Origin of the sequence: Myxococcus sp. RHSTA-1-4 (assembly GCF_020037125.1) — a bacterium.
Classification (GTDB): domain Bacteria; phylum Myxococcota; class Myxococcia; order Myxococcales; family Myxococcaceae; genus Myxococcus.
In genome coordinates this window covers 1-1,264 of record NZ_JAIQDG010000121.1, presented here as the reverse complement: position 1 = coordinate 1,264, position 1,264 = coordinate 1, and the positions used below count along the sequence as shown (strand labels likewise).

1 protein-coding gene is annotated in these 1,264 nt (G+C 66.8%); it reads right to left on the bottom strand.

Annotated elements, in window-relative coordinates; translation table 11 throughout:
* Nucleotides 1-16: 16 nt before the first annotated feature.
* On the bottom strand, nt 17-1,264 hold a 1,248-nt coding region (locus K8638_RS44190), incomplete at its 5' end, for an IS66 family transposase (RefSeq protein WP_223760812.1).

The window sequence follows — 1,264 nt, the reverse complement described above, 5'->3', positions numbered from 1 at the left end:
GTAACTGTTCACCGGCTCAGGCAGCGACGGAGGCCGCCTGGGCCGAGCCAGAGTTCGGAAGGAGCGAAGGCGGTGGCAGGCCACGGCGGTACGCTTTCAGCGCTGCCGTCAGGAACTCCAATGGGTTGCGCTGTTGTTGCTTGAGCGTCGTCACCACGGTCAGGATTCGCTCGATGAAGCGGCTGCCACGCTCACTGCGCGTTCCGAAGGAAATCTTCCGGTAGATGACTCCCTGGCGAATGGTTCGCTCGCCGTAGTTGTTCGTTGGCTCCATCCCAGGCACGTCCACGAACACCCACAGGCACTTCTCCAGCCGGAGGATTTGCCTGGCCATGCCCGCCGTCTTCTTCTCCTCCGTGCACGCCTGCGCCTGGCGCAGCAGCTCGCCCACCCTCCGCTCGACTCCGCGCATTCGCCGCTGGAACTCCTTACGCGCCAAGGTGCCATCCCGGACGCGGTGCCACCACCTGAACATCCGGTGGCGCTCGGCCATCAGCGCCCGGCCAATCCGGCCCCCTCGCCCACCCCGGTCGATGAAGCCTTGAAAGTCGCGCGTCAGGTGCGCCCAGCACAGTTGGCGCAGCCCCGGGTCGTACCAGTTGTACGCGCTCCACCTGTCCGTGATGAGCCAGCCCAGGAAGTCCTTCCCCAGCAGCGACTGGATGACCTGACTGCCTCGGCTGGTAGCGATTCGGAACACCACCACCAGCGCGCTCGCCACCACCCACAGCCAGGCACGAGCAGCCCGCCCGGCCTTCACTCCCTGGGTCCATCCCGTCTCATCGGCATGGACGACCCGTGCCTCGCGCACGTGCGCTTCGGCCTGCTCCACCGGTGTCTTCAGCGCCGCGCTCATCTCCTCTTCCAGGTTCGAAACACTGCCCACCGACACCTGGACGCCCCCGAGGTCCGCGAACAACTCCTCCACCAGTCGCTTGGACAGCCGGTATTTGCCTACCAGCAGGCTCATGCTCGCCGCCAGCCGCTCCCCGAACGCACTGCGCGCCTCGTGGGGCACTTCGGCTCGTGTGAGGCCGCCGCACGCGGCGCACTCCAGGCGGTGACTCCGATACTCGGTCACCACCGTCTTCACCGGCTCCAGCTCCACCACCTGATGCCTCAGGGGATTCGTGTCCTGGCCCTTCAACTTCCGCTGACACTGCTGGCACCGCTGGGGCACCAGCTCCACCACCTGCTGGACGCTTTCGAGCGGCACCAGTTCCCGCTCATGCTTCGGGTGGCCGGGTTGCCCGCCGGGACGTCG